18 protein-coding genes are annotated in these 22,969 nt (G+C 65.3%); 7 read left to right on the top strand and 11 right to left on the bottom strand.

Annotated elements, in window-relative coordinates; all coding sequences use genetic code 11:
- Window positions 1-92 precede the first annotated feature (92 nt).
- A complete protein-coding gene (locus IPP90_01865) occupies window positions 93-1,151 on the top strand; it encodes a polysaccharide deacetylase family protein (GenBank protein MBL0169460.1) in 1,059 nt (352 codons plus the stop codon).
- A 345-nt stretch (window positions 1,152-1,496) separates the two neighbouring features.
- Here the strand turns inward: IPP90_01865 and IPP90_01870 are convergent, their stop codons facing one another.
- Complete coding sequence (locus tag IPP90_01870; protein MBL0169461.1) at window positions 1,497-1,823, bottom strand: carboxymuconolactone decarboxylase family protein; 327 nt, start codon at window positions 1,821-1,823, stop codon at window positions 1,497-1,499.
- A 110-nt stretch (window positions 1,824-1,933) separates the two neighbouring features.
- Complete coding sequence (locus IPP90_01875; GenBank protein MBL0169462.1) at window positions 1,934-2,527, bottom strand: hypothetical protein; 594 nt, start codon at window positions 2,525-2,527, stop codon at window positions 1,934-1,936.
- A 598-nt stretch (window positions 2,528-3,125) separates the two neighbouring features.
- Here IPP90_01875 and rho point away from each other — a divergent pair.
- Together rho and IPP90_01885 are read left to right on the top strand one after the other, a co-directional pair.
- Window positions 3,126-4,598 carry a transcription termination factor Rho gene (gene rho, locus IPP90_01880; protein ID MBL0169463.1) on the top strand — a complete coding sequence of 491 codons (1,473 nt, stop codon included), beginning with the start codon at window positions 3,126-3,128 and terminating at the stop codon, window positions 4,596-4,598.
- A 36-nt stretch (window positions 4,599-4,634) separates the two neighbouring features.
- Window positions 4,635-6,074 carry an endonuclease/exonuclease/phosphatase family protein gene (locus IPP90_01885; protein MBL0169464.1) on the top strand — a complete coding sequence of 480 codons (1,440 nt, stop codon included), beginning with the start codon at window positions 4,635-4,637 and terminating at the stop codon, window positions 6,072-6,074.
- On the opposite strand, the gene IPP90_01890 is transcribed toward IPP90_01885, so the two are convergent.
- The 3 genes from IPP90_01890 to IPP90_01900 are packed head-to-tail and all read right to left on the bottom strand — an operon-like array spanning window position 6,005 to window position 9,445.
- Window positions 6,005-7,402, bottom strand: a complete 1,398-nt coding sequence (locus tag IPP90_01890; GenBank protein MBL0169465.1) for a dipeptidase — start codon at window positions 7,400-7,402, stop codon at window positions 6,005-6,007. The two genes, IPP90_01885 and IPP90_01890, sit on opposite strands and share 70 nt — an antisense overlap.
- 34 nt (window positions 7,403-7,436) lie before the next feature.
- Entirely contained in the window at window positions 7,437-7,814 is a 378-nt protein-coding gene (gene crcB, locus IPP90_01895) for a fluoride efflux transporter CrcB (protein ID MBL0169466.1), read from the bottom strand.
- Window positions 7,815-7,831: 17 nt separating this feature from the next.
- Window positions 7,832-9,445 (bottom strand): glycosyltransferase family 39 protein, encoded by a 1,614-nt coding sequence (locus tag IPP90_01900; GenBank protein ID MBL0169467.1) that lies wholly within the window; start codon window positions 9,443-9,445, stop codon window positions 7,832-7,834.
- Between the two features lie 307 nt (window positions 9,446-9,752).
- On the opposite strand from IPP90_01900, the gene IPP90_01905 reads away from it, so the two are divergent.
- Together IPP90_01905 and IPP90_01910 are read left to right on the top strand one after the other, a co-directional pair.
- Window positions 9,753-11,459, top strand: coding sequence for an Ig-like domain-containing protein (locus tag IPP90_01905; protein ID MBL0169468.1), 1,707 nt, complete (start codon window positions 9,753-9,755; stop codon window positions 11,457-11,459).
- 111 nt (window positions 11,460-11,570) lie between these two features.
- Entirely contained in the window at window positions 11,571-13,406 is a 1,836-nt protein-coding gene (locus IPP90_01910; protein MBL0169469.1) for an acyl-CoA dehydrogenase family protein, read from the top strand.
- On the opposite strand, the gene IPP90_01915 is transcribed toward IPP90_01910, so the two are convergent.
- The 6 genes from IPP90_01915 to IPP90_01940 all read right to left on the bottom strand — a co-directional run bounded on the left by IPP90_01915 (window position 13,400) and on the right by IPP90_01940 (window position 20,050).
- Window positions 13,400-14,095 carry a response regulator transcription factor gene (locus IPP90_01915; protein MBL0169470.1) on the bottom strand — a complete coding sequence of 232 codons (696 nt, stop codon included), beginning with the start codon at window positions 14,093-14,095 and terminating at the stop codon, window positions 13,400-13,402. The genes IPP90_01910 and IPP90_01915 overlap by 7 nt on opposite strands.
- A 66-nt stretch (window positions 14,096-14,161) precedes the next feature.
- Window positions 14,162-15,487, bottom strand: a complete 1,326-nt coding sequence (gene fahA / locus IPP90_01920; GenBank protein MBL0169471.1) for a fumarylacetoacetase — start codon at window positions 15,485-15,487, stop codon at window positions 14,162-14,164.
- 34 nt (window positions 15,488-15,521) lie between these two features.
- The gene (locus tag IPP90_01925) at window positions 15,522-16,460 is read right to left on the bottom strand and encodes a hypothetical protein (GenBank protein MBL0169472.1); all 939 of its coding nucleotides are present in this window, start codon (window positions 16,458-16,460) and stop codon (window positions 15,522-15,524) included.
- A gap of 8 nt (window positions 16,461-16,468) precedes the next feature.
- Window positions 16,469-17,437 carry a carboxylating nicotinate-nucleotide diphosphorylase gene (nadC, locus tag IPP90_01930; protein ID MBL0169473.1) on the bottom strand — a complete coding sequence of 323 codons (969 nt, stop codon included), beginning with the start codon at window positions 17,435-17,437 and terminating at the stop codon, window positions 16,469-16,471.
- Entirely contained in the window at window positions 17,434-18,444 is a 1,011-nt protein-coding gene (nadA, locus tag IPP90_01935; GenBank protein MBL0169474.1) for a quinolinate synthase NadA, read from the bottom strand. The genes nadC and nadA overlap by 4 nt, the downstream gene beginning before the upstream one ends.
- 82 nt (window positions 18,445-18,526) lie before the next feature.
- Window positions 18,527-20,050 (bottom strand): L-aspartate oxidase, encoded by a 1,524-nt coding sequence (locus IPP90_01940; protein ID MBL0169475.1) that lies wholly within the window; start codon window positions 20,048-20,050, stop codon window positions 18,527-18,529.
- Window positions 20,051-20,140: 90 nt separating this feature from the next.
- Here IPP90_01940 and IPP90_01945 point away from each other — a divergent pair, with 90 nt between their 5' ends.
- Window positions 20,141-21,661: a tetratricopeptide repeat protein gene (locus tag IPP90_01945; protein ID MBL0169476.1), complete on the top strand. Its 1,521-nt coding sequence runs from the start codon at window positions 20,141-20,143 to the stop codon at window positions 21,659-21,661.
- Window positions 21,662-21,694: 33 nt separating this feature from the next.
- Entirely contained in the window at window positions 21,695-22,963 is a 1,269-nt protein-coding gene (locus IPP90_01950; protein ID MBL0169477.1) for a hypothetical protein, read from the top strand.
- Window positions 22,964-22,969: the final 6 nt, after the last annotated feature.

A 22,969-nucleotide genomic window follows, 5' to 3' on the forward strand; every position in this document is an offset into this window, starting at 1 on the left:
ATTTGCAGATGCAGATGCAGCGTCCGCGACGACCTCGCTAGCTTTCGCGTCCATCGTTGTTCCACTCCATCCAGAGTCGCCTGCACCACCGCATGTCGCACCCAAGACGTCGACCCACCCTGTTCGCGCGCCCGCTTGATCGCGCCATCACCGCGCTGGCGATCGCCGGACTCCTGGTCACGCCAAGTCCGGCCCACGCCCTCATACGTCACGAGGGACGCGTAAGTGCCAGACAGGCGCCCGTCGCCAAGACCCCTCCCGGTGGCTCGCCCGCACGGGTGCCCAACGAACTGGGCCGTATCCCGATTCTGGAGTGGCACCAAGTGGTTGACGCCGACGGCACCTACAAGGTGTCGCGGGAGCGGTTCCGGGCCGAACTCACCGATTTGTATGCCCGTGGCTATGTGCCCATCTCATTGGGCGACCTGCTGGACAAGCACATCGACCTGCCGGTCGGCAAGTCGCCGGTGCTGTTCACTTTCGACGACGCCTCGCCCAGCCAGTTTCGTTATCACGAACAGGGCGGCACGCGGGTGGTCGACCCAACCAGCGCGGTGGGCATCCTGCTGGACTTCATCAAAACGCATCCCGAGTGGAAGCCGCGCGGTCTGTTCTGCGCACTGCCGGCCGCGCAGGCGGGACATGCGTTCTTTGGGGAAAAGGGGATTGACGGACAGCAATCGGCGTGGCGCTTCCCCAAGCTGCAGTTCCTGGTGGCCCAGGGGTTCGAGTTGTGCAACCACACGTTGTGGCACGCCAAACTCAGCAAGTACCCTGACGCCTTTGTGCAGGAGCAGATCGCCCGCGGCACCATGGCCATCGATTCGGCGGTGCCCAACTACCGCGTGCGTGGATTTGCCCTTCCTTACGGGTTGTGGCCGAAGAACCGCGCGCTGGCCGTGAGTGGTTCGTGGCACGGCGCCAGGGGCAAGCGCGAGGTGAAGTACTCGCATGACGCCGTCTTTCTGGTAACCGGTGGTCCAGCCCGCAGTCCGTACGATCCGCAGTTCAACGCGCGCGCGTTGCCCCGAGTCCCGTTGCAGGGGGGCACGACACTGTCTACCACGCTCAATGCCATGGACAAGGCCGGCCCGATGGCGCGCTACGTGTCGGACGGGAATCCGAACACGGTGGCCGGGCGGGCGCCATAAGCTCAACGTGGTGGTGGCGTCTGGGCCGTCCCGACCGGGCGATACGTTCGACCAACCCTCTCTGCTGGGTCCTTCTTGGCGTCGCCCCCGGCGGCTTTTTTCACCCCGGCGCGGCCTTGCCGCCAATGGTGTAGCATTACAGTGGCACGCCAGCCCGTCCCAAAACGGGGGGTTGTTGGGGTGACGCTGTTGCGGGGGATCGGGCTGTGCAGATTGGCGGACACGCCGACTGTTCATTCCCTACGGGCCCGGTCCCCCAAACAGCTCATCTTTGATGGGAATTGCTGCCGACACCGCCCGGGGGCACCGCCGACGCCCGCCCCCTCAGGGCAGACAGGCGGTCGCCTATCGCGGGTCGGCGTCTGCGGCGCGCGCGCGTTCCACTTCGTCCCATCGATCAACCGCGCGGCGCAGGTGCGGGATGACGATGCTGCCGCCCACAATGAGGGCGATGCTCATGGTCTCGAACACTTCGTCGCGCGTGGCGCCCTCTTCGGCGCAGCGCACGATGTGATAGGTGATGCAGTCGTCGCAGCGCAGCACCATCGACGCCACCAACCCCAGCAACTCCTTGGTTTTCTCGTTGAGCGCGCCGCCTTCGTAGGCGCGTCCGTCCAGATTGAAGAATCGGTTGATGACGAGATTGTTCTCGCCGAGTATGCGGGCATTCATGCGCTCGCGAAATTCCCGGAATTCGGCCAGCTCGGTGGCCGTGTCGCGGCCGTGGTCGTGCGGCGGGGTCTTGGGCGTTTTGCTCACAGCGTCGGCCTCACGGCATTGGGTTAGAACGAGTAGTTGCGCAGGGTATTGAGCGCGGTTTCCAGCGCGGCCCGTTGCTGGGCGTTGGGCGAGAGTGCCCACAGGTCCTCGTACGCACCGATGGCCATGGCCAGCGCTTCCTTATCGTGCTCACTGGCGGCCAACGAGGCGGCGTTGTCGGCCAAGGCCGCCTTGGCGACTTGATCAGCGGGAAACCGCTGCGTGACCTGAAGCCACCGAATGGTGCGATCGCGTTGATTCGATTCGGTGAGCGCCCACAGATGCCAGGCCCCCCGATTCTCCGGATCAGCGGCCAGCGCGCGGTTCGCCAGCTCACCCACCACGTCAGGGCCCCGACCCGACAGCCAGTACGCGTTGGCGAGAATCACCAGGGCCCGGGCATTGGTGGGCTGTTCCTCCACCACCCGCTCATACAGCGGCCCCGCCACCTCGGGCATGTGCAGCCAGACCTCGGTGGCGGACACCAGCGCGTCGGGGGTGACACCGTGACGCAATTGGTGCAGGCGTTCCATCAAGACACCGACATTGCCGGTGGCCTCATAGAGGGAAACCGCCTCGGCAAGGGCGGCGGGAAGATCCGTGGGCGGGGCAATCATGGCGGGAAAAGTAGCGACTCGGGTCAAAGTCGCGGGGGTTGGGCGTCCCTCAGCCGTTGGTGCGGGTTGCGCAGATCGGTCTGGGTCGTAATACTCCAAGCGTAGCGATCGCGAAGGCTGGTTGGCGCCTCGCATCAAGTGCGACCGGGGTTCCGGGCACGTTCCGGCGATGAACCCCTCCAGTGATTCAGTTGCGCGAGTGTTCGCGCACCCCCGAGCGGTACCGGACGGCGCTTCACGCCAATCCGGCTGTGCGACGGCACGAAACAACACCCGTCCCGATTATCCCGCATTTCTTGCGCTTGTCTGCGCCTTTCGAGTCCCTTCGTGGATTCGGCTTTCTCGGCACATGGCCTTACTGGCCATGGCGCTGCGCTCCGTCCGTCCGGACGAGAGCCCACGTATCACCTGCAGTTTCCGAATGAACGAACGCAAACGCCCTTCTCGCCGCGGCCGACCCCGGTCGAACTCGACCCCCGACACTACCGGGGATCTGAATCCGTATCTTGATGCGCCCGATAGCGGGCCAACGACTTCCCCGCCGCCAATTGAAGCGGCTCCGCCTCCGCGACCCGCGCCGCCGCCACCAGAAATAGTGGTGGAGCGCAACGCTGGCGATCAGCTTGAGCGCATTCAGCGCATGGAGCAGGCCGACCGTCTGGAGCGCGCCGCGCGGCCGGAGCGCGTGGACCGCCCGCCGCGCCCGGATCGTCCGCCACGTGGTGATCGCGGCCCCCGTCCACCGCGTGGTGATCGACCCGATCGCGGCGGTGAGCGAATCGATGGACCGGCGGGCGATGACCGCAATGGTCGTCGCAACGGACGACGTGGACGCAACCGATTCCGTCGTGGTGGTGGAGGTGGCGGCGGAGGCGGCGGACCAGTGGGCACCAACGTTGGTGGACAGGGCGCGGACGTCGGATTTGACCGTAGCCCGTCGATTGTTACACCCGCCGAAGGGACGATGCAGGGGTGGTTTGACGTGGCACGTGATGGCGGATTCCTTCGACTGCCGGTCAACAGCTACCTGCCCGATCCCGCCGATCCGTTTGTGTCGCCGGCGCTGGTTCGCCAGTACCAATTACGTCGCGGTGACAAACTCGAAGTGTCGTTCGGGCGCGACCAGCGCGGTCGTCAGGTGGTCATCGATGTCGTGGCGTTGAATGAAGGGTCGCCGGTGTTCCTTGAAAAGCGCCCCGACTTCAATACCCTCACGGCCAGCTACCCCGACCGGAAGTTGACGCTCGAAACGGGTCGCCCGGCGAAGACCGGACCCGAACTCACGCGACGGGCCATCGACCTCATTGCGCCCATCGGATACGGCCAGCGCGCGCTTATTGTGGCGCCGGCACGCGCCGGCAAGACCACGCTGTTGCAGGCCATCGTCGAGGGCGTGGCCATCAACCATCCGCAGGCGGCGTTGCTGGTGCTGCTGGTGGATGAGCGTCCGGAAGAAGTGAGCGAGATGATCACGTGGGGATACGGCGAAGTGGTCGCCTCCAGCTTCGACATGCCGGCCAAGCGCCACGTGGAAGTGGCCGAAATGACACTTGAACGCGCGCGACGCCTGGTGGAGCTGGGTCAGGACGTGGTGATCGTACTCGACTCCATCACGCGATTGGCCCGCGCGTACAACACGGTGGAACGCGGCACCGGACGCACTATGTCGGGCGGCCTCGATTCATCAGCCATGCAGAAGCCGAAGGCGTTTTTCGGATCGGCCCGCATGATCGCCCCGCAACACGGCGGCGGTTCGCTGAGCATCATTGCGACGGCGCTGGTGGAAACCGGCTCGCGCATGGATGAAGTGATCTTCGAGGAGTTCAAGGGCACGGGCAACTCCGAGATCAAGCTCGATCGCAGTCTCGCCGACCGGCGCATCTACCCCGCCTTTGATATCGCCACCAGCGGGACCCGTCGCGAAGAGAAGTTGTATCGTCCCGACCAGTTGGAGAAAGTCCACCTGCTGCGTCGCGGCCTGCATCAGTTGCCGCCGCAGGCGGGCATGGAGTGGCTCATCAAACGCATCGCCGCCACGTCCAACAACGATTCGCTGCTGGATGGACTGTAAGGGCGGTCGTCCAGCCACGGTCGTGGACCACGCTTCATGACCCGCAACCGCATCGCGCACCGTGCCGATTTTTCGGTGCGGTGCGCGTGTGGCAAGGTGTACAACACCGACGACACGCACATCGGCAAGCAGATCAAGTGCCGGTGCGGGCGTGTCGTGACGATCGTGCGCCCGCGGGAGGAGTACGCGGAGTCGTACGAAGCCAAGGCGAAGGACGAACAGCGCCGTCGCGAACAGGACGCGGCGGTGCAGGCCCGGCGAACCGCGTCAGCCCGACGGCGAGCGCGACTCACGCAATGGCCCAAGCGGATCGGACCAGCGATGGCGGCGTGGCTGATGGATGCCGTGAGCGTGATGGGCAGTCGGCGGCCCCTGCGTCGATGGACGGCGCGCGCATCGTGGGCGTGGAGCGCGCTGATGTTGGTGACCTGGGTGTTGCTGATCACCACGTCGGAATCGTTTCTGCCCGCCACGCTGCTGGCGTATGGTCCGCGATTTGTCTTGCTCATACCGTTCGTGATGCTGGTGCCGTTGGCGGTCGTCGTCGTGCGCAGCGCGCTCGTTCCGCTCACGCTCGCGCTGGCCGTCGTGGTGGGCCCCATCATGGGCGGTCGTGTGTCGTGGCGGACCGTGGGTCGATCACTGCCGGCCAATCCACCCGCTGGGGCGATGCGCGTGCTGAGCTTCAACACACAGGGTGGCGGCATTGTGGCGGTGCAACTGCGCGACGTGATCGATCGCCTGCATCCCGACCTGATTGCCCTGCAGGAGTGCGGTGACGCCCTGTGGGATTCATTGCAGGCGTTGCCGCGCTGGCATCGCGCCCGCTACGCGAACTTGTGCACCGCAAGCCGTTGGCCGATTACGGCCGAGGACTTGATGCCGCGCGGAGATTTTCAGCGCATTGCTCAATACGGGTTTGGCGGGACGGCCATGGTGGCGCGGTACACCATCGCGTCGCCGCATGGCCCGCTGGTGTTCGTCAACCTGCATCTCGAAACCGCCCGCAAGGGACTGGAGGCGTTGTCGGGCGATGATGGATTCATTCCCGATCAACTGACCGCATCGCGCGCGGAAGACATCGCGCGGCGCGGGACCGCGGGGAACCGCATCGACCTCAATGCGCGCATCCGCGACCGCGAATCAGAGCGGGCGGCGGTGTGGTCGTCACGCGGCGACCCGCGCGTGCCCGTCATTTTCGCCGGCGATTTCAACCTGCCCGTGGAGAGCGCCATCTTCCGCCGACACTGGGGCGGATTCACCGATGCGTTCGAATCGAGTGGCTCAGGCTTTGGCTGGAGCAAACGCGAAGGTCGACTGCTTCGTATTCGCATCGATCACATCCTGGGCAACGACGCCGCACCGCGAGCGCTCGGCGCCTGGCTCGGACCGGAACTCGGCAGCGATCACTTGCCGCTGGTGGCCGACCTGAATTCGTCCAGCAGCGTGGCCGCGGCACGAATGCCGAGTCGATAGTTCTCCGCGCTGATCCACTCGTCGGGCGCGTGCGCGTTTTCGCCGGGCAGTCCGAATCCCATCAACAAGACCGGCGCTCCGAGAATGCGCTCGAAGTCGCCCACCACGGGAATTGATCCCCCTTCGCCGGTGATCACGGGCGCACGACCAAACGCGGCCTCGAGCGCGCGCTTGCCCGCTTCGATGATCGGGCCCTTGAGATCGGCGCGCCACGGACGACCGCCGTGCAACGCGGTGACGGTGGCCGTGACGCCCGGCGGTGTCACGCGCGCCACGTGTGCCGTGACCAGCCGTTCGATTTCGGACGGTTCCTGATCGGGCACCAAACGGAAACTCACCTTGGCCATGGAGATGGCCGGCAGCACCGTCTTCGCGCCTTCGCCGGTGTAGCCGCTGAGCAGTCCATTCACTTCGCAGGTGGGACGCGTCCACAGGCGTTCGAGCGTGGTGTACCCCGGCTCGCCGCCCAGTGCGGTGACACCGACTTCGTGCATCAACCCGTCATCACTGAACGGCAACGTGCGCATCTGCGCCCGCACCGCGTCGGGGAACGGACGCACGTGGTCGTAAAACCCGTCAATGGTGATGCGCCCATCGCGGTCGTGCATGGTGGCAAGAATGCGTGCGAGGGCCATGGCCGGATTCACCACGGCACCACCGTACATCCCCGAATGCAGATCGCCGTTGGCACCGCGGACATCGATTTGCACATAGGCCAGTCCGCGCAGCGACGACAGGATGCTCGGGATACCCGGTGCGAACATGGTCGAATCGGAAATGACCACGGCGTCGCACGCCAATCGCGTCTTTTCGCGCTCGAGGAACTGCTCGAGATTGACGCTGCCGACTTCTTCCTCGCCTTCGGCCAGGACAATCACATTCACCGGTAGCGTCCCGCGCACGGCCAGGTGCGCCTCAAGCGCCTTGATGTGCAGATACAGTTGTCCCTTGTCATCGACACTGCCGCGCGCATAGATGCGGCCGTCGCGCACGGTGGGTTCGAACGCCGGCGAGGTCCACAAGTCCAGCGGTTCCGGCGGCTGCACATCATAGTGGCCGTAGATCAGCAACGTGGGCGCGTCGGGGCCTGCCTGGCGCCATTCACCCAGCACAATCGGGTGACCGGGCGTTGTCACGAGCTCGGAGGTGAAGCCAATGCGCGTGAGCGCGTCAGCCACGAAGTGCGCCGCCGCCAGGCAGTCGTCCTTGTGCTCCGATTTGGCGCTGACGCTGGGAATGCGCAGAAACGCAAACAGTTCGTCCTGGGCGCGGGCATCGTTGGCGGCACACCACGCGGCGAGATCGGTCGGAATGACGGGAGTGGTCACGAGAAGGACTGTCCTGGAGAATCGGAAGGGATGATCAGCCGCGAGGCGTCACGAGTCGGTTACCGACCGCGAGACCGGCCACTACGGCCAGCACTCCGGTCAGCACACTGGCCAGCGCATACAGCACCGCGCGCGATGTTCGCCCCTCCTGCATGAGGGTGACGAATTCCGCGCTGAAGGTGCTGAAGGTGGTGAAGCCGCCGCAGAAGCCGATGGTGAGCGCGGCGCGCATGATGGGGTTGCTGTCGGGCGTACTGTACACGCGCGCGAACAACGCGATGAGAAACGATCCGGAAATGTTGATGACGAACGTGCCCAGCGGGAAATGGCCGTGGGCGCGCGTGAGCCACATGGAGAGGGCGTAGCGCGACACCGATCCCGCGGCGCCTCCGATGGCAATTCCCCAAAGCATGCCGAAGGATACGGCGTTCAACGCGTGCCCGATAGCGACGGGGATTGCCGTGGACGCGCGGGCACGTTGGTCGCGATGCGATACAGCCAGACGCGTCGATGCGCGATCGCCGCGTCGGCGCGGCGCAAGACCACCTGCGGACCCCGTCGCGACTCCTTGAACCATGTCGCGACGCGCACGCCGAGGGTGTCACCAACGGGATTGTCGTCGAACACGGCCACCAATCCGTCACCAGGCCGCACTTTGTCGTACGCCGTCGGCCAGAGATCGAACTGATTGGGTCGTCCACCCAAATTGAGCGAGAACACCGTTGGGTGATCGGCGAGATGAAACGCCAGCGCCGAGGCGTCCTGATAGCGATCGGCCGCCACCCACCGGTCGACCGTACCGTCGAGGAAGGGATCGTGACGCGCTGAGTCGACGGCTGCCGCCAGCGTGCTCCAGCCATAGCTGCGCGAGAAGAGGTCCTGTCGAGGGGCGAGGGGCAGCACCGGCCGCCACGCCTGCACGCTGACCATCAACAGCACGGCCACCGCGAGCGCCACGCCGCCGCGCCACCACCGACCGCGAGCCGGGCTGCCGGTGTCGCTGGACAGCAGCAGAATCGCCGATGGGTACATCAGCGCCGGCCAGTTGGCCTCCACCGTTCGGCGGGCGGCACTGATGGAGAAGAACACCAACGGCAGCACCGCGGTGATGGCCAGCGCGAATCGACGCGGTTGAACGTCATCGACGCGTGACTGCCACCGCGTGCGCCATCCATCGCGCAGTGCGACCCACACCGCATAGGCCATCAAGCCGAAGAGGATTGGCGAGGCGAGTCCGAATTGACCACCGATCAACTCGAGTTCGCGCGTCAGCACGGTGCCGCGCACGGGGCCGCCAAAACCGTGCCCCAGCTGGAATCGGAACGAGATCCAGTTGTTCATGGCGTTCCACAGCACCACGGGCGAGAACAGCACCAGCGCAATGAGCGACGCCAGCCACGGCCCGCCTTCCCGAAAACGTATCCGGAGCGCCGGATGCATGAGGCACGCCACGACCAGCCCGATGGGAAAGAGCACGGCGGTATACTTGGCAACCAGCGCCGCGCCAAGGCTGATACCGGCCAGCACCCACCACCACAGGCCTCGGCGCGAGCGAAGCGGCGCGGCCAGCGCGCGCTCGACGGCCAGCAGCGACACCATCGACGCCGCGAACAACGCGGCATCGGGGGTCGCCAACACCAGGCCGAGCAGGGCCAGCGGCACCACGGACATGAGCAGGCTGGCCCGGCACGCGGCGCGCGCGCCGGGTTCACCGCGCCCCGCGAGATACCAGGCCGCGAGCAGGGCGCCGACATGGGTGACGAACGCGGCCAGCATGGGGCCGGCGCGAACGCCGGCAGGGGACGTGCCGATGATCGCCGTACCCAGCTTGGTCAGCAGCGCGATGCCGGGCGGGTGATCGAAATACCCCGCCGCCAAGTGTCGCGTCCAGAGCCAATAGTACGTTTCGTCGGGCACCAGGGGCACCAGCGACGACAGCAGCGCGCGCAACAGCGTCGCGCCGAACAGCCACAACAGCGCCCGCCGCCAGGAAGCGCGTGAGACGGCACTGAGCACCAAAGTCGGGTCGTTCGGGGGGGTCACCAAGGGGAGGTAAGTTGTCACACTGCCCAATCGTCTCGCCACTGAGGCACTGTCGGACGGCGGCGGCCTGCCCGGCCAGATCGACCGGGAATCTGCGGGGTATCAGCCCTTTGCGGTGGCCGCGTCAACCTGCGGATTGGATTTGTGACACCTTGATCCGGACTCGGGAGTGGTGCCATGACGTCCGATCCAACCAGATTCCCGTGGTGTAACGGTTACGGCTAGCCACGACCGTGCGTCTCAGTAGTGTGCCCCGAGGTTCGTCGCGGGCGCCTTCCATCACTTATTTCAGACAGGACCACCCTGCATGCGGGTCTTCGCCCCGATCGTCCCAGCGCCGCTGCGCCATCTGGCCGGCCTCACGCCGCGTATTGCCGTGACCGCGCTGGCCATGGCCGCCTTGGCCGCGTGCAACCTCAATCCGAATGTGTCCGCCTGTAGTGTCACCATTGCCCCGAGCAGTATCTCGGTGCCGGTGAACGGCGCGGTCAACGTGTCCGCCTCGGCGTTCGACTGCGATGGCAACTCCATTCGGAACAAGACCATCAACTATCAGTCGGCCAACACGGCCGTGGCCACGGTGACCACCACCGGACAGGTGATCGGCATCAGTGTCGGGCAGACGTCTGTATCGGCCGTGGCGAATGGCAAGAGCGGCACGGCGCAGGTGACCGTGACGCCGGAAGTGGCGAACACGGTGACCGTTTCGCCGGCCACGTTCACGCTGCGGCTGACGAATGTGAAAACGTTCTCGGCCACCGCCAAGAACGCGACCGGCACGGTAATCACCGGACGGACCTTCCGGTGGTCCTCCAGCAACTCGTCCATTGCATCGGTTGATCAATCGGGCAGTGTCACCGCGCTGACCCCGGGCAACGTCGTCATCGCGGCGGATGCGGACGGCGTCATTGGCAATGCGTCGCTGACCGTGACCAACATTCCCATCGGCGCGTGCTCGCTGGCACCGGCATCGCAGACCGTCACGGTCACGAACCAGGCGCAACCGGTAATCACCTTGCGCGACACGGCCAACAACGCCCTGCCGACCCTCGGACGTCCGCTGGCGTGGAGCAGTGACAATGAAATCGTGGCGACCGTCTCGACGTCCGGCGTGATCACCGCCCGCAAGAGCGGCACGGCGCGCATCACGGCGTCGTCGGTCGAATACCCGAATGTCAGCTGCGGGACCAACTTCATCGCCGTCGATCCGCGCATCGCCACCGCCACCATTCAGCCGCGCACCGGCTCACTGCGCATCGGGATTCCCCGTCAGTTGACGGTGGCATTGGCCGACAGTGTCGGCGGCGCCATTCCGCCGGGCCGCGTGATCACCTGGACGAGTGCCACACCGGCCATCGCCTCCGTTTCGGCAACCGGTCTGGTCACCGGCCTTTCGCTGGGCACGGCGCGCATTGCCGTGAACGCCGAGGGCGCGAGAGACACCGTGAATTTCAGTGTCACCAAGATTCCGGTGGCGACGGTGCGCCTGACGCCGTTGTCATCCAGCATCGTGCAGGGTCAGACCGTGCAATTGAGCGCGACGGTCGAGGACTCGACGGGAGCCGTGGTCACCGATCGCTTCATCGAGTGGAGCAGCAACGATCCGACCAAGGCGAATGTGTCGCAGACCGGTCTCGTGAGCAGCTTCTCGCCAGGCACGGTCACCATCTCGGCGATCAGCGAAACGCGTACCGGTACGGCGAATGTGACGGTGCAGCAGGTGCCGGTGGATACGATTGCCGTCCTGGGCGACTACTCGGTCACCATCGGTACCGTGACCAAGGCTTTTGCCATCACCCTCAAGGACGCCAGCGGCAATCAGCTGTTCGGCCGCACCGTGAGTATCACCAGCAGTGCACCGGGCGTGGCGACTGGCGCGGTCAACCAGAATGCCACGCAAGTCACGGTGACGGCGTTTGCGACGGGCACCACGACGTTCACGCTGCGTGCGCTCAATCCCAACGGACAACCGGAAGGCAAGGCCACGCAGGTGCTGGTCACCATCCTGCCATAGCGACGTGACGCGCTGCGGCGCGGCGACCACTCAAAGCCCCCGGCATCGAGCCTTCGCTCGGTGCCGGGGGTTTTGACTGCCGGGTGCTCATCCCACCGCTACTTTTCCGTCATGAGCCCAATCCCCAAGCCTTCGTTCCTGCGCGGCCTGTTTGCCGGCGAGATTGCCGACGAACTGCTGTTTCCGTATCCGGCGCCATTGGACGAACGCCGTCCGGATGAGGCGCAGGTGGTGCGACACTTGGTGGATGCGCTCAACGAGATGGTGGCCAACGGCCTCATTGACTCGCGGGCCTTTGATGAGGCCGAAACGATTCCCGAGCCGGTGATCCGCGCGTTCGCCTCGGCCGGACTGTTGGCACTCACCATTCCGAAGGCCTACGGCGGTCTCGGGCTGTCCGCCTCCGCGTATGCCCGCGTCTTTGGTGCGGTCGCGGCCATCGATGCGTCGCTGGCGGTGCTGATCGGCGTGCACTGTGGTCTTGGCAGCAAAGCGCTCGTGCTGTTTGGCAACGAGGAGCAGAAGTCGCGCTATCTACCAGGACTCGCGCGGGGCGACACGCTGGCCGCATACGCGCTCACCGAACCGGAGACCGGATCGGACGCGCAGCATATCGTGACGCAGGCGCGCCGTGCGCCGGATGATCGCGGCTGGTTGTTGACCGGTCGCAAGCACTGGATCGGCAACGGGCACCGTGCGGGCGTCATCGCCACGTTCGCGCAGACACCCGTCGTGCGCGACGGTGTCGAGGTCCAGCGCCCGACCGCGTTCATCATCCGTCCGGATATGCCGGGCTTTCGACTGGACGGCACGGTGCGCAAGCTCGGCATTCGCGGATCGACGCAAGCGGAGTTGGTGTTCGAGGACATGTATGTGCCGGACGATCACGTGCTGGGTGCCGTGGGCAAAGGCTTTGGCGTGGCCGTGAATGCGCTGAACGCCGGCCGCCTGTCGCTGGCCTCGGGGTGCGCATCGGCGTGCAAACGCCTGTTGGGAGAGTACACGCGGTACGCCGAGGCGCGCACGCAGTTTGGCGGCCCGCTGGCATCGTTCGAGATCACGCAGCGCAAGATGGCCACGATGGCGGCCGACACGTATGCCGCCGATTCGATGGTGGGCGCATTGGCCGCCGCGCTCGATTCGGATGACGTGGACGCGTCGTTGGAAGCGGCCTGTGCCAAGGTGTTCGCCAGTGAACTGGTGTGGCGGAGTGCCGATGAACTGGTGCAGTTGGCGGGCGGTCGTGGCTTCGTGAAGCCGTGGCCCTACGAGCGCTACCTGCGTGAGGCCCGCATCAATCGGATTTTCGAGGGGGCCAACGAGATTCTGCGACTGTTTGTCGGACTGAACGGCATTCAGGAGCCCGCGGAGGATTTGAAAGAACTCTCCGAGGCGTTGCGCAACCCGATTACGAATTGGGTGCTGGTGTCCGAGTACGCGGTGGGACGCGTTCGCTCCGCGCTGGGTGGCCGCGATCGACTGGCCGCGACGCTGCACGCGTCACTGGAGCCGCATGGCAAGTTCGTGGAGAAACATGTGGCCGAACTGGCCGCCGCCACGCAGAAGCTGATTGTTCGGCACAAGAAGGAGATCCTGCATCGGCAACTCGTGGTCGAACGACTGGCGAATATGGCCATTGAGCTGTATGCCTCCCTGGCCACGATTTCCCGCACGCAGCGCTTGATCACCGAATCCGGCGCCGACGCGTGCGCGCGGGAGATTGCGTTGACGGAACTGTTCTGCGTGCAATCGGGTCGTCGGTTTCGCGCACTGCGCATGGAGCTGGACGGCGAGGCGGGCGACACGATCGACACCCTGCGCCTACGGATCGCGGCGACCATCCGGGGCGAGGCCGGCTATGGTTCCAGCGACGCCGTATTGGACGTTCCTGTGCCGCCGCTGCCCGCCTGGAGTTTGACGAAGGCTACGCAGGAACGCGGTTACTGATCGGTCTTGAGCAGCCCCAGCCGCAACGCAAACTTGACGTAGTCGGTGCGATGCGTCAGGCCCAGCTTTTCGCCGATGCGCTGTTTGTACGTGTCGACCGTCTTGGGACTGATGGTGAGTTGCTCGCCGATTTCCGGTGCGGTGTAGCCTTCGGCCACCATTTTCAGCACCACTTGCTCGCGATCGGTGAGTTTCTCGAATCGCGTGCGTTCTTCGGCCGCCCCATCGCGCTTGGCCAGTCCACGCGCCAAGGCCCGCGCCGCGGTGGGCTGCACATAGATGTCGCCAGCCGACACCGTGCGCACCGCATCCACAAGTTCGCGATCGGCGACGGACTTGAGGAGGTAACCGCTGGCACCGGCCTCGAGGAGCGCGACCAGATGCTCGTCTTCGGTATGCATGGTGAGGACCAGAACGCGTCGCGTCACCTCACCGTCGGGGTTGGGCGCCCGAACCGCATTGAGTTTCTGCAACTCACGCGTTGCCGTCAGGCCGTCCATCTCGGGCATGGACAAGTCCATGACGATGACGTGCGGGTTGACCCGCTCGGCGAGGGCCAGGGCATCCTTGCCTGAACTCCCCTCGCCGACGACCGTGATGTCCTTCGCGGTTGACAGAACGGCCTTGAGGCCGGCGCGCACAATCTGGTGATCATCTACCAGTACAACACGAATGAGGTCTGGACGCATAATTGAATCTGCCGATCGTGGACCAACGGGGCAACCGAATACGTTGAATAGGTGGGGACGGGATAGTCAGTGCGCGGGGGTCACCACGCCGCTGCAGGAGCCAAGGCCAATGCGCACTGCGTCGTCGCGTGCGGCGTACGCGGTCATGATCACCTCGTCGCCATCCTCGAGAAACGCCCGGGTTTCCCCATTCGCCAGCGTGATACGCTCGGCGCCACGCCAGGTCAGCTCCAGCAGGCAACCGCGACTGTCCTTGGCCGCGCCGGACACGGTGCCGCTCCCCAACAGGTCGCCCGGGCGCATGGCACAGCCGTTGCTGGTATGATGGGCCAGCATCTGCGCGGCCGACCAGTACAGATCGAGGGTACTGCTCCGGGTGAGACGCACCGGCGCGTCGTTGGCGTCCCGCATCCGCGCTGTGCGCAGCCAGACTTCCATCGTGATGGCAAAACCGCCGCGCGCACGATCGGTCGGACTGTCGAGATACGGCAGCGGTGCCGGGTCACCCTCCGCCCGGAGGGCCAGCGGCGCGCGGAAAGGCCGCAGCGCTTCCAGGGTCACCACCCACGGACTGATGCTGCTGGCGAAATTCTTGGCCAGAAACGGACCCAACGGCTGATACTCCCAGCTCTGGATATCGCGGGCCGACCAGTCGTTGAGGATGCACACACCGAACAGATGGTCTTCGGCTTCCGCCAGCGGGATCGTTTCACCCAGCGCATTCCCGGTGCCCACGAACGCGCCCAACTCGAGCTCGTAGTCAAGCAATCGCGAGGGCCCAACCGTCGGCGCGGTGTCGTTGGGCGCCATGCGTTGCCCGTTCGGGCGCCGAATGGGTGTGCCCGACACGACGATGGTCGACGAACGACCGTGATATCCGATGGGCACCCACTTGTAGTTGGGCAGCAGCGGATTGTCCGGCCGAAACATCGACCCGACGTTGTGGGCGTGGTGCACCGAAGCATAGAAGTCGGTGTAGTCGCCGATTTCGACGGGCAGAAACATCTCGGCGTCCCGTTGGGCCACCAGCGCGTATTCGGCCGTCTGACGTTTGTGCACCACCGTCTGGTCGGACAGGAGCCGCGAGACGGCTTCGCGCAGCGCACGTCGCGCGGCGGCACCACGCGCCATCAGGGCATTGAGCGTCGGTGACGCGCACGTTCGTGCCGCCTGTCTCGCCTCGCTGACATCGTCATCGAAGAGGCCGGCCGCCAGACAGGCCGCCACGTCGAGGATCGCGTCGCCGATCGCGACGCCAACGCGAGGCGCCTCGAGGCTCCCGGCGCGCCGAAATACGCCGAACGGCAAATTCTGGATGGGGAAATCGGCGTCCGGCACATTGGCCGATGCGACCCAGCTACGGAGCGCGGGATTGGTCGTGGCGTCGGTCATGCGACTGCGCGGAACGCCGGAGTGGTGTCGCGCTTCACAACCACCCCATGGCCCGTATCTCCGTCACCGGTTCGGTAAACGAACATGAGCCGAAGCTCACCAGCAGCCGTTCACGCACACGCTGAAGCGTTTCGCGGTCGAGCACCACCGCCCCGTTGTCGCTGCGCCACGTGATCTGCACCTCGTCAATGGACACCGACGCGGCATCTAACTCGTCCAGCAGTCGCACGGCCTGCGTGACATCGGCGCCCTGCACCAGCAGCGCGGCCGTCAGGAAGACATTCAGGAAACCGTACATGCGACCGGACGGCGCATCGGCATCGTACGTGAGGCGATAGGGTCCGCTGATCGGATGATGCAAACCCGCTGTGGCCTTGGCCACGATTTCATGGTCGAAACACGTCTTCAGGAATGACGCGATGGCCTCGCTGGCCGGAAACGCCGACGCCACGATGCCACCGGTACGCATTTTTGCCCGACGTCCGAGGTCGGCAACACGCGGCAACAGCTCGGGTGCGGCGGCGAACGGTATTTCGAAGTAGGTGACCAGATCGCGCGGAATCATTGCGTCGAGCGTTGCCAACTGCTTCGCATCGCCCAGACGCACCTCATACGCGTCCACCAGCGCGCCACACTCTTCGAAACAGACTCGATGGCGTTCATTGAACGCGACGATTCCGGCCAGATCGGCCGCCGTGTCGTCACTGGCCGTTGCGGTCAAACGCCAGGGGATGGCACCGGCGTCGCGAGGCAACAACGGATCGGCCTGCTGCGAAAACAACTCCAATGCGCCGGCCGGACAGACAAAACGACCCAGCATCCATCCAGCCCCGGCGGCGCGATAGTGTGCGTAGTTACGCACTGCGGCCGGCATGGCGAGCGTAGCCGGTGGGAACAAACCGGCGTAGTCCACGAGTCCTTCAAGCAGGAGGCGCGACGCGTTTTCGGTGACGGGCGGCAAACGAACTGGCATGGCTGTGATTACATCCCTTCAAAATCGAGCGCGAGATCGAGGGCAGGCGCCGAATGGGTGAGCGCGCCGATCGAAATGCGATCAACGCCGGTTTCGGCGATGAGACGAACGGTTTGCAGCGTCACACCTCCGGACGCCTCGGTGGTGGCCTTCCCGCGACAGCGCGCCACCGCCTGCCGGAGCAGTTCCAGCGGCATGTTGTCCAGCAGGATCCAGTCAGCGCCCGCACTCAGCGCCTGATCGACCTGGTCGAGTGAATCGCACTCCACCTCAACCGGTGTGTCCGGCAGTGCGAGTGCCCGGGCACGCGACACGGCCGCGGCAATGTCGCCACCAATGGCGGCCAGATGGTTGTCCTTGATCAACACGCCACTGCGCAGATCCATGCGATGATTGGTGCCGCCGCCGGCGCGCACTGCGTACTTCTCCAGGGCGCGCCATCCGGGCAACGTCTTACGGGTATCAAGAATCTGTGCCGGGGTGCCGCGCACCAAGTCAACGAACGATGCGGTGAGCGTGGCAATCCCCGAGAGATGCTGCAGATAATTGAGCGCGACTCGTTCCGCGGAGAGCATGCCGCGCGCGTTGCCGGTCAGGTGCATCACGGTGGCGCCGCGACCCACCCGCGAGCCGTCTTCGGCGTCAATGCGAATGGTGACGTGCGGATCGAGCTGCCGAAAGGCCTCAACGGCGAGGGCGACACCGGCAATCACTCCTTCCCGGCGTGCCACCAGACTGCTGCGCGCGTGCCGCGTGCTGATGACCGTCGCCAGCGTCGACAAGTCGCTCTGCGCCTTGTCCTCGTGCAGCGCGGCGGCCACATGCGACCGGATCTCATCGGACGTCAGCGGAAACTCGAGGGGCGACACCGACGGCATGCGAATCGCGGTGGTGTCGAGCGGGGTGATGGTGCGCGGCTTGATCGCTTCCCATGCGCGTGGCGGCGTGGGACGCAGCGGCGGATGATAGTCACTCATTCACCAGGATCCTCGGGAACCACGGGGCTGGAAGTCGGGCCACCACCAATGGCGACCATGCGTTCGATGGCTGTGCGGGCACGCGCCGCGATGTCCGGTGGCACCGTGATGCGGTGCTGCAGGTGCAACAGTGCATCGCGCACTTTGGGGAGCGTCGTCACCTTCATGTACGCACAGACGGCGCGATTGTTGGCCGCGATGAAGTGCTTGTCGGGGTGCTCCCGGCGCAGTCGATGCAAGATGCCGATTTCAGTGGCCACGATGAAGGTGTCATTCGTGCTCTGCCCCGGTCGACGGATCATGCCTTCCGTTGACAGGATATGAACCCCCTCGGCGGCGATCGCACCAGCCGAAATGGCCTCCACCACCGGCGTGGCACAGCCGCACTCCGGGTGAATGAGAAATTCGGCTCCCGGGTGCTGTGTCCGCGTGAGATTGATGTGCTCGGGATCGATGCCTGCATGGACGTGACACTCACCCATCCACACGTGCATGTTGGCGCGTCCGGTCAACCGTCGAACATGCGCGCCGAGGAACATGTCGGGCAGGAACAGGACCTCGCGGTCGGCGGGAATGCTGTTCACCACTTCGACCGCGTTGCCAGACGTGCAGCAGTAATCGCTCTCCGCCTTCACCTCGGCGGTCGTATTCACGTATGCCACCACCACCGCACCGGGGTGCTCGGCCTTCCACGCTCGCAACTGATCGGCGTTGATGGTGCTGGCCAACGAACAGCCGGCGGCGAGGTCGGGCAACAACACGGATTTTGTCGGCGACAGGATGGCCGCCGTTTCGGCCATGAAGTGCACGCCACAAAAGACAATGACGTCGGCTTTGGTCTTCGCCGCCTCACGCGACAACCCCAACGAATCGCCGACGTAGTCCGCGACATCCTGGATTTCCGGCCGCTCGTAGTTGTGCGCAAGAATCACCGCGTTGCGCGATTTCGCGAGCGCGCGGATCTCGTCGGCGAGGACGGGATCGTAGTGGGCTTCGAGGATTGTCATGGGGGGAGGAGACGGGAGACGGGAGACGGGAGAAGGGAGATGTCCGGCTGACGGATGTCGTCTCCCCTCTTCCGTCCCCCGTCTACCACGTAATGTGGCGATCCTGCCATTTCCGGCGCGTCTTGGGAAAATCGCTACGGAAGTGCCCTCCGCGCGACTCCTTGCGCAATAGCGAGGCCTCGGTCACCAGTGTGGCGGTGGCGTGAAGATTCCGTTCTTCCGTGGCGCCCGGCGGGAGTCGTTCGCCGATGGTGGCCAGCTGGGCGAGACAGCGGCGCAGTCCGGGCGCGGTGCGGGCGATTGATGCGTATTCCCACATGATCTGGCGGATTTCGTCGGCGGCCACCTGCGCGGCGCCGCGATCATCGAGCGATGGCACGGACCACGAGCTTTCATCAGGCTCGGGCAATCCGTTGGGTGTTTCGATGAGGTCGCGGGCCACCCGTTCGGCGAAGACGAGTCCCTCCAGCAACGAGTTCGACGCCAACCGATTGGCACCATGCACTCCGGTCCGGGCCACCTCACCTACCGCGTACAGTCGTGACAGGCTTGAACGACCGGCCAGATCGGTGACCACCCCTCCCATCATGTAGTGGGCGGCCGGTGTGACCGGGATGGGTTCCTGAGAGGGATCGATTCCGCGGGCCCGACAGATCTGAAAGATGCCCGGGAAGCGTTCGGCAAACGGGACCGCCAGTCGTGTGGCGTCAAGGAATACCGTGCCATGCGCCTGTTGCTCCCGGAAGATTTCACGGGCGACGACGTCCCTCGGCGCCAATTCGGCCAACGCATGGCGCTTGGGCATGAATCGCTGGCCGCGACCATTCAGCAGGATGGCCCCCTCCCCCCGGACGGCTTCCGAGATGAGCGAGAGCGGGTTCTCGGCCGTATCGAGCGCCGTGGGGTGGAATTGCACGAATTCCATGTCGGCCAGTCGCGCCCCGGCGCGATGCGCAATGGCGAAGCCATCTCCGGTCGCCACCTGGGGATTGGTGGTGTAGCGATAAATCTGACCGCAGCCGCCGGTGGCCAGGACGGTGGCATCGGCGACGATCTCCACCGCCTGCCCCGAGATACTGGCCCGGACGCCGGCGCAGCGCACCCCGTCGTCATCCTCCACCAGCAATAGTTCGAGCACGCGGGCCGACTCGTGGACCGTAATCGCGGCCGACTCCCTGACCTTGGCCACCAGCGTGCGAGCCACCTCCGCCCCGGTCTGGTCGCCGTGCGCGTGGACGATGCGGTGCCGCGAATGCGCGGCCTCCTTTCCCAGCTTGAACGCTCCGTTCGGATCGAGATCGAACCGGGCGCCCGCGGCCTGCAGTTCGCGTACCCGGGCCGGCCCCTCCTCCACCAGCACCTGAACCGCGGCCGCGTCGCACAGCGCCGCGCCGGCGGCGAGCGTATCACGACGGTGGAGTTCGGGGGAGTCACCGGCTCCCAACGCGGCCGCGATGCCCCCCTGGGCGTAGGCGGTGGCCGAGTCGAACAGCGTGCGCTTGGTGAGCACCGTCACGGAACCGTGTCCGGACGCCCGCCAAGCCGTGTGCAAACCGGCCACACCGCTGCCAACCACAAGGAACCGCGTGCGGATCCGGATAGTCATAGTATTTTGAATCAAAGGACTCTGATGCGCCGATGCCAGCTGGCGGTCCCGCCCAGGCGCATTTTCTCCCTCCTCTCAGGAGTCGCAGTCATGCGTGTGTCGTTCGCGAGTGGTGCCTTGGCCGCCGGTCTCATTGCCGGTCTGTCGACCGCGCCTGCCCTTCTGTCGGCGCAGCCGGGTGGTGTCGCCCCCGCGTGCCCATTGGATGCCAACAGTCCCAAGGAACTCGCGGTGCTCGAGCTGCAGGTCCAGCGCGCCCGCGGGGCCACCACGCCGGAGATTCGGCAGTCGGCGTTGAAGGCGATCATGAAGGAGCTGGATACCAAGCCCGAGCGTTTCGCCAAGAATCCGGCCGGCTACAATCTTCGCATGGCGCAGGCGTTGACCATGTGGGCGCTGGAGCCGGGCGTGGCCAACGTTGCGCCGCGCGCATCGCTGGGTTTGGTGACGAATCCGACCGAGTCCATCGACATGTTGGTCAAGCTGGACGAAGCGTACAAGGCCATCGTGGCGGCGCTGCCCACGTGCGAAAGCGATGTGAAAGCGCTGCGTCAGAACGATGTATGGCTGGCAGTCACGCGCAAGGCGCTGGACGCGTCGAATGGCGGGCAGTTGGACAGTGCGAACTACTACGCCAAGCGCTCGCTGCTGCTCTCGCAGGACAGCCCGTACCCGCACTACGTGCTGGCCAACGTGGCGAACCAGCGAAAGGAACGCACGGCGGCGATTGGCCACTGGAAGCAGGTGATCGTGCAGTCGGGCGCCGATACCAGCTATCGCGAACTCAGGAACAGCAGCTTGTATCTGCTGTCCGTCAACCAACTCGAAGCGGCGGAAGCCGCGAAGGGTGCCGAACAGCAGTCGTTGGCGAAGGACGCCGCCGCGAACTTCAAGGCGTTGCTGTCCGCAACACCCGACAGCCCGGACGCGCCGAACATCATGCAGAGCTGGGCCGATGCGCTGAAGATGGCGGGCGACTCGGCCGCCATCCCGGGGATCTACGCCGACATGCTCGCGAAACCGGCGGGCTACGGCGATGTCGCGTTGACGATGGCTGGCGTGATTGCCACGCGGGTGAACAAGACCGACGACGCCATCGCCCTGAACGAGGCCGCCATCGCCCGGAACCCCAATGCGCGTGACGCGCTCCGCAACCTGGCCGCGAACTACTACGCCAAGGACCAGTTTCTCAAGATGCTGGCGCCGTCGACGAAGCTGGTGTCCATCGATCCGAACAACTTTGATGGATGGATGATGTTCGCGTACGCCGCGCAGGGCATCGCCAAGGCGGCTAAAGTACCGGCCGAGAAGAAAGCCTGGACGGATTCACTGGTGAAGTATCAGACGTACGCCGAAGCGCTGCCGGTGAAGGTGGATGTCGCCAGCTTCCAGCGTGGCACCAAGGACGTATCCTTGACGCTGCAATTCGAGCAGCAGGCCGCCGCCGACGGCACCTACTCGGTGACGGTGGAATTCCTGGACGCGGCGGGTGCGGTGGTGGGAACCGCGACGGCCCCGGTGGGTCCGCTCAAGAAGGGTGAGACCAAGAGCGTGGCGTTCAAGGCGGCCGCAACGGGGGTTTCCGGGTACCGCTACCAACCGATCAAGTAGTCGGCGACACCGATTCACGACCACGTGAGCGGGATGCGCGGTCGGTTCGCGTCGAACATCGCGTGGTTGCTGCTGGTTGTTGGCACGCGCGCCGGAGGTCAATCCTCCGGCGCGCGTGTGTCGTTTGAGCTGGGCGCGATGGGCGTTGGTGCGTTGACGCACGCCGCCCCCGGTGTGTTCGGGACGTCCGCCACGGAAGGCTACCTGACCCAGCCCAATGTGATGGTTGGCGCGCACCGCGGACCGATTGCGCTGACGGGCACGATCAATCTCGAGGGCTACACGCTGCGTCGGGGGGAACTCAACGCCGGCATCTATGGCGAAGGCTACGTCGACCGTCGTCACCCGCACACACTGGTGCATGAAGCGATGCTGTCGGTGACGTCGCCAACGCGTCGCGGCGTGCGCGCGTCGTTGGCCGCCGGCAAGGGCTTCACGCCGTTCGGCACCGACGATCCGATGATGCGGCCGCTGGTGAAGTACCCGGTCAATCACCATCACGCGCAGATCATCGAGCGCGTGCAAACGATTGGCGCGATTGCCATTGGTGATTCGGCGCGCGGAGTCGCCGTCGAGCACGCGTTTTTCAATGGGGATGAGCCGGTGGGACCGTTCATCGGACCGCAATGGCGCCGGTTTGGCGATTCGCGTACGAGCCGCCTGACCGTCGTGCCGACACGCGATGTTGAACTGCAAGCCAGTCGGGCGTTCGTGCGTTCGCCGGGTATCACGCAGGGTGGCGCCTTCGATCACACGCAGACCAGCGTGTCGCTGCGCTTCGATCGGACCGGCGGCGGACAGGCCATGGCGGGACATGCCATGAACGGCCGTCGACGCTACCTGCTGGCCGAGTTCGCCCGCACTGACGAGGGGTTTGGCGCCGAGCGGGTGTTCCGATTCAACAGCGTGCTGGTGGAAGGACTGCTGGAGCGCGGCGGATGGGGTTTGGCGGCGCGTGCGGAGCGCACTGATCGACCGGAAAACGAGCGTCTGCTCGACCCGTTTCGCGTGGCGAACGGGCATATTGATTTTCAGATCATCGGCATCACGCAATGGTCACTGGGTACGGTGCATCTCGATGCACCTTCTGTGCGACTGCGTCGGCTGGCCGACACGCAGGTCGCACCGTACGTGGAGGTGTCCCGCGCGCGGCCGGTCGCGCTGCGCACTCCGGCGGTGTTTGAGCCGCAAGCGTTTTATGGGGCCGGTACGCTCTGGTCAGTGACGGCCGGAGTCCGATTGCATGTTGGTACCATGCGTCGTCGCATGGGTCGCTACGGCGTGCTGGCTTCACCACCTTGATACCGA

It is taken from the genome of Gemmatimonadaceae bacterium, from assembly GCA_016720905.1.
Classification (GTDB): Bacteria; Gemmatimonadota; Gemmatimonadetes; order Gemmatimonadales; family Gemmatimonadaceae; genus Gemmatimonas.